This window comes from Streptomyces sp. NPDC054841, from assembly GCF_053611045.1.
Genome location: NZ_JBSGZO010000465.1, coordinates 1 through 6457, shown reverse-complemented (window position 1 = coordinate 6457; position 6457 = coordinate 1). Strand labels below are relative to the sequence as shown.

The window sequence follows — 6457 nt, the reverse complement described above, 5'->3', positions numbered from 1 at the left end:
CGGGTCTACTGCCCGCCACCCCCAGGGCGGCGGTGCCGGCCGTGAGCGGGAGAAGTCGAGTCCTCCGTTGCCGCCGCACCGCCTCGGTGCTTTCCGGCGCCGCCGGCTTCGGCCTGGTTCGCGGCCGCCCCCTGCGGACGCGCCTGGGTCGTGTCGGTTCGGGCTTCAGACATGTGGGAAGTTCACCCCGTTGAGATCGCTGATTTGAGTCGCAAGGCGAGCAGTCACGTCACCGTCGGCATCCGTACGATGCGGCTGCGCAGCCCCCGGCCGCAGAGTCTAACCGCGTGGCGTACACCCGGTGAGGGGTGCCTCCTGCAACGGCACGGGCCTGCACACGGCAGGACCCCCGACCCCCTCGGACGGTTCCCCACCTGCGCATTCCGGTTGTGCCGGTTCTGTGATCGCGGCAGGCACGTCGGGGAGTGGCACATCCTCCGGGGGCTCCAGTCGGGCCACCCCGCACGGCACCGCACCCGTCGCGTACGGCAGTTGCAGGACCCCCTCCCGGGTCCACATCCCCGACCCCGTCAACCACCCTTCAGGCGCGGCCAGTTGGTGCAGTCTGCGGCCCGCGGGGCGCCACACCCCCACCCAGCTGCCCGCCGCCGCGTCGATCCGCAGCCCCACCGCACAGCTCTCCGGCATCAGCACCTGCCCCGGCTGGATCGCGAACGGCGTGACCGCCGCGTCGGCCAGGCGCAGGCATTCCGGGAACCGCACCGGCCGCACACTTCCGAGCACCCCCCAGCCCAGCCGGTCGTGGCCCGCCGCGTCCGAGCGGATCAGCAGCAGTCCGCTCTCGGCGTCCGCGAGCAGCAGCCGGTCGTTGCTGTCCTCCGTGATCTGCAGCAGCGGCGTCACCTCCCCGCGCCGCTCCAGATCGACCACCACCGCCTTGGTGATCCCGTCCGACTCCCGGTCCACGGCGAGCATCCGGCCCGTACGGTCCAGCCACACCCCGCCCGAACAGCGGCCCGGCACCTCCGCGACCCGCTCGGGGCCGAACGCCCCGCCGGCCACCAGCCACACCGCCGTCGAATGCTCACCGGGCGCCAGTGCGTACACGCACGTACCGTTCGGCGACGGCGGGAGCAGCCGCAGCGCCGTGGACTCGACCGCGCCGAGCGGCAGTTCGCCCGTACCCGGCCCGGTGGGATACAGCAGGGAGAACGTCCGCCGGTCCGCCACCCGGCGGTGTATCAGCACCCGCCCGTCGGCCAGCGGCGCCACCTGCGCGTCGGGTTCCTCCGGCTGGCCGAGCGGCAGTGGCACCGCGTACGGCTCGGGCCCGTCGAGCGTCCACCGCTCGACGAACCGGGCGTCTCCCTCACCCGCGAGACGCGCCGCATAGCAGCCGTCCCCGCTGACCGTGAGCGCCGCACGCGGTACGTGCAGTACGTGCGGTACGTGGCGACCGGCATGGCCCTCCGGGGCCGCCTCAATGGCACATGTTGTCATCGGATGGTCACCTCCCGGTCACCGAAGCTAGTTTTCGCACTACCAGCCGAATGGCGCGAGCGTGCTCACTTCACACATAAGGGTGGCCAATTCTCGATTCGCCTGAGGTTGAGGGGGGCGTTGTGCTGCGCGGGGCGGCGGCTATGGTTAGGCCTGCCTAAGTCGGACTCTCTCGGTCCGCTTCTGTCTCCTTCTGTTCACTTCCGCCCCCTTTCTGCCCCCAGCCGTACGTACCCGCAGGAGCACCCATGTCCCTACGCCGCCGTGGATCCGCCGCAGCCGTCGCCCTCACCGCCGCGCTCGCCCTCGCGGCCTGCGGAACCGGCGGCGATGCTTCCGGCACGGGCACGGGCACGGGCACGGACAAGGCCGACGGCGGCGGCAAGAAGGCGGTCGCCCAGGGCGGCAAGGACTTCGGCGACGCCGCGAAGAAGACGGCGGCGATGGGCACCGAAGCCAAGCCCGGCCAGTTCCCGCGCACCGTCAACCACGCCATGGGCACGACCGAGGTGAAGGCCGCTCCCCAGCGCGTCGTGGTCCTCGACGTCGGCGAGCTCGACAACGTCGTCTCGCTCGGCGTGAAGCCCGTCGGTTACGCCCCCGCCGAGGGCGACGACGGCATCCCGTCGTACCTGAAGAAGGCCGCGGGCAGCCCCAAGAGCGTCGGCACGATCAACAACCTCAACCTGGAGGCGATCGCGCAGCTCGAGCCGGACCTCATCCTGGGCAGCCAGCTGCGCGCCGCCGACAAGTACAAGGAGCTCTCGCAGATCGCTCCGACCGTCTTCTCCATCCGCCCGGGCTTCACCTGGAAGGAGAACTACCTCCTCAACGCCGCCGCGCTCGACCGCACGGCGGACGCGAAGGCGAAGCTCGACGCGTACGAGAAGAAGGCGAAGCAGCTCGGTACGGACATCGGCGCGGCCGGCGGCGCCAAGCCGACCGTCTCCATGGTCCGCTACATGCCGGACAAGATCCGCCTGTACGCCAAGGCCTCCTTCATCGGCACCATCCTGGACGACGCCGGACTGCCGCGGCCCAAGAACCAGCAGGTCAACGACCTGGCCACGGAGATCAGCGCGGAGAAGGTCGACGAGGCGGACGCCGACTGGATCTTCACCGGCGTCTACGGCGACCCGACGAAGACCAAGCGCGACACCGCCCAGGCCAACCCGCTCTGGAAGAACCTGAAGGCGGTCAAGGGCGGCCAGGCCAAGGACGTTCCGGACGAGACCTGGTACCTGGGTCTGGGCGTGACCGCCGCCGGCGAGATCCTGGACGACCTGCGCGGATACCTGGTCAACTAGCGGATACCCGGTCACGTAGGACGAGAGCCCTGGTGCTGCCCCGCACCGGGCTCTTGGGGCTCTCTCGCCGGGTCCGGGCGTGACCGCCGCAGCCGGCGCCGCAGCCCTCCGCCCGAGCGGCACCGGTTCAGGCGCAATGGACAGCCAGGTAGCCTTTGCTGCGTGCCCCGTCTCTCTGAAGTCACTGCCGCGCTCGACGTCCTCTGGCCGCCCGAGAGGGCCGAAGAGTGGGACGCCGTCGGCACGGTCTGCGGCGAGCCCGGCGCCGAGGTCGCGCGTGTCCTGTTCGCCGTCGACCCGGTTCAGGAGATCGCCGACGAGGCGGTCGCCCTCGGCGCGGACCTGATCGTCACCCACCACCCGCTCTATCTGCGCGGTACGACGACGGTCGCCGCCTCCCACTTCAAGGGCCGGGTCGTGCACACCCTCATCAAGCACGACATCGCGCTGCACGTCGCGCACACCAACGCCGACACCGCCGACCCGGGTGTCTCCGACGCCCTCGCCGGCGCGCTCGACCTGCGGGTCGTCGCCCCCCTCGTACCGGAGACCGGCCTGGGCCGGATCTGCGAGCTCGACCATCCGCTGTCCCTGCGGGAGTTCGCCGAGCGCGCCGCGCAGCGACTGCCCGCCACGGCGCAGGGCATCCGGCTGGCGGGCGACCCCGATGCCGTCGTCCGGCGGGTCGCGGTCAGCGGCGGCTCCGGCGACAGCCTCTTCGACGCCGTACGAGCCGCGGGCGTGGACGCCTTCCTCACCGCGGACCTGCGCCACCATCCGGTGTCGGAGGCCACGCAGACCGCATCTCTCTCTTCCGCCCCGTTGGGTCTGGTCGACGCCGCCCACTGGGCCACGGAATGGCCCTGGTGCGAGCAGGCCGCCGCCCAGCTCGACGAGATTTCCGACCGTCACGGCTGGGGCCTGCGGGTCCACGTCTCGAAGACGGTCACCGACCCCTGGTCCTCCCACCACACCTCTGGAGCCCCCAACTGAACGCCGCGCCCGCCGACCAGATCCGACTCCTCGACGTCCAGGCACTCGACGTACGCCTGTCGCAGATCGCGCACAAGCGCAGGAGCCTGCCCGAGCACGCCGAGATCGAGTCGCTGAACAAGGACCTCACGCAGCTGCGCGACCTGCTCGTCGCCGCGCAGACGGAGGAGAGCGACTGCGCCCGCGAGCAGACCAAGGCCGAGCAGGACGTCGACCAGGTGCGCCAGCGCGCCGCCCGCGACCAGCAGCGTCTCGACTCGGGTGCCATCACGTCCCCGAAGGACCTGGAGAGCCTCCAGCACGAGATCGTCTCGCTCGCCAAGCGCCAGGGCGACCTCGAGGACGTCGTCCTGGAGGTCATGGAGCGCCGTGAGTCCGCGCAGGAACGTGTCTCCGAGCTGACCGGCCGGGTCGCCTCCGTCCAGGCGAAGGCCGACGACGCGACGGCGCGCCGGGACACGGCGAGCGAGGAGCTCGACGGCGAGTCCGCGACCGTCTCCAAGGAGCGCGAGGTCATCGCCGGGTCCGTCCCCGCGGACCTGATGAAGCTGTACGAGAAGCTCCGCGAGCAGCAGGGCGGCGTGGGTGCGGCCCGGCTGTACCAGCGCCGCTGCGAGGGCTGTCACATCGAGCTCAACATCACCGAGCTGAACGAGGTACGGGCGGCTGCCGCCGACACCGTCCTGCGGTGCGAGAACTGCCGCCGCATCCTGGTCCGTACGTCGGAGTCCGGCCTCTGATGGCTCGCGAGCTGATCGTCGAGGCGGACGGCGGCTCCCGGGGCAACCCGGGTCCCGCGGGCTACGGCGCGGTCGTCCTCGACCCGGCGACGGGGGAGACGCTCGCGGAGCGGGCGGAGTACATCGGCGTCGCGACGAACAACGTCGCCGAGTACCGCGGACTGATCGCGGGCCTGAAGGCGGCGAAGGAACTCGCCCCGGACGCCCGGGTCCGTGTCCGGATGGACTCCAAGCTCGTCGTCGAGCAGATGTCGGGCCGCTGGAAGATCAAGCATCCCGACATGAAGCCGCTCGCGGCGGAGGCCGGGCGGATCCTCCCGGCCGGGCAGGTCACGTACGAGTGGATCCCGCGCGAGAAGAACAAGCACGCGGACCGGCTCGCGAACGAGGCGATGGACGCGGGCAAGAAGGGCAAGCAGTGGGAGCCCTCCGCGTCGCGGGCGGCGCTCGCCGAGGACCAGCGCGCGGCGCGGGTCGTGGGCGATGCGGCCGTGGGCGCGGCGAAGGCGCGTGCGGCGTTGTCCGCCGCGGCGGCGGGTCGCGGCGGGGGTACGGCTGTGGCCGCTCCGGGCCGGGACGCGTCCGGAGCGGTCGTGGCACAGGGAGTCGTGGCACCGGCCGATGCGGGACAGGGGCGCGTGGCACCGGCCGATGCGGCTGAGGAAGCCCCGGCCGTGGGCTGGGGGCCCGCGGACGTGGGCCCGCCCGCCACGTTCGTGCTGCTGCGGCACGGTGAGACGCCGCTGACGCCCCAGAAGCGGTTCTCGGGCAGCGGGGGCACCGACCCGGAGCTCTCCGACGCCGGTCTGCGCCAGGCGGAGGCGGCCGCGACGGCGCTCGCCGCGCGCGGCAAGATCCAGGCGATCGTCGCTTCCCCGATGCGGCGCTGCCTGCAGACGGCCGGGGCCGTGGCCGCGCGCCTCGGGCTCGACGTCCAGGTGGACGACGGTCTGCGGGAGGCGCACTTCGGCGCCTGGGAGGGCCTGACGTTCGGCGAGGTCCGGGAACGGTATCCGGACGACCTGGACGCGTGGCTCGCCTCTCCGAAGGCGGCGCCCACGGGCGGCGGCGAGAGCTTCGCGACGGTGGCCCGGCGGGTGTCGGCGGCGCGTGACCGGCTGGTGGAGGAGTACCGCGGCCGTACGGTCCTCCTGGTCACCCACGTGACACCCATCAAGCAGCTGGTCCGGCTGGCCCTGGGGGCGCCGCCGGAGGCCCTGTTCCGTATGGAGCTCGACGCGGCGTCGCTGTCGGCGGTCTCGTACTACGCGGACGGCAACGCGTCCTTGCGCCTCTTGAACGACACGTCTCACCTTCGCTGAGGTTGCCGGGGGGCGCCGTTGCCTCCGGCGGGGTGCGGGGACGGTGTGCGCGGTGCCGTGACGGCGTCCGGTGTGTCCGTCCTCAAACGCCGGACGGGCTTGGTGTGGCTGCTGCCGGTGGGTGGGGTGCGGTGCGCTTCCGGCGGGGGTGCGGTGACGGTGTGCCCGGTGCGGTCCGGGCGGCCGGTGTGTCCGTCCTCAAGCGCCGGACGGGCTTGGGGCGCGGTGTGCCTTCGGCGGGGTGTGGAGTGACGGTGTGCGCGGTGCCGTGACGGCGTCCGGTGTGTCCGTCCTCAAACGCCGGACGGGCTCGGAGCGCCCGGTACCGCGGGTGACCCGGTGTGTCCGTCCTCAAACGCCGGACGGGCTCGGTGCGGCTGCTGCCGGTGGGTGGTGGGGTGGGGCCCCTCCGGGCTCGACTCCTCGGGGCGACATCCGGCCCGGGACCGGTGTGCCCCGGCACGATGCCGCCCCTGCGGGGCCGACCCTGCACGGCCCCGCCCCGGGGCAGTCTCCCGACTGCGGACCGTGGGTGGTGGGGTCCGTTTGTGCCAGGTCCGGTCACCGGGTGCGGGCCGTGGGTGGGTTGGGCACCAGCTACCCTTCCGGGCCCGGGTGCCGGGGGCGGGCCCGT

General features: G+C 72.5%; 5 protein-coding genes. 4 read left to right on the top strand and 1 reads right to left on the bottom strand.

Annotated features, from left to right (window positions below):
* Nucleotides 1-279: 279 nt before the first annotated feature.
* A complete protein-coding gene (locus ACWGI8_RS36720) occupies nt 280-1461 on the bottom strand; it encodes a hypothetical protein (RefSeq protein ID WP_453667767.1) in 1182 nt (393 codons plus the stop codon).
* Between the two features lie 248 nt (nt 1462-1709).
* Here ACWGI8_RS36720 and ACWGI8_RS36715 point away from each other — a divergent pair, with 248 nt between their 5' ends.
* From ACWGI8_RS36715 to ACWGI8_RS36700, 4 genes are all read left to right on the top strand, one after another.
* Nucleotides 1710-2768 carry an ABC transporter substrate-binding protein gene (locus tag ACWGI8_RS36715; protein WP_453667765.1) on the top strand — a complete coding sequence of 353 codons (1059 nt, stop codon included), beginning with the start codon at nt 1710-1712 and terminating at the stop codon, nt 2766-2768.
* 162 nt (nt 2769-2930) lie between these two features.
* A complete protein-coding gene (locus ACWGI8_RS36710; protein ID WP_453667763.1) occupies nt 2931-3761 on the top strand; it encodes a Nif3-like dinuclear metal center hexameric protein in 831 nt (276 codons plus the stop codon).
* A complete protein-coding gene (locus ACWGI8_RS36705) occupies nt 3758-4501 on the top strand; it encodes a zinc ribbon domain-containing protein (protein WP_453667769.1) in 744 nt (247 codons plus the stop codon). Before ACWGI8_RS36710 ends, ACWGI8_RS36705 begins: the two co-directional genes overlap by 4 nt.
* Nucleotides 4501-5823: a bifunctional RNase H/acid phosphatase gene (locus tag ACWGI8_RS36700; protein WP_453667761.1), complete on the top strand. Its 1323-nt coding sequence runs from the start codon at nt 4501-4503 to the stop codon at nt 5821-5823. Before ACWGI8_RS36705 ends, ACWGI8_RS36700 begins: the two co-directional genes overlap by 1 nt.
* Nucleotides 5824-6457: the final 634 nt, after the last annotated feature.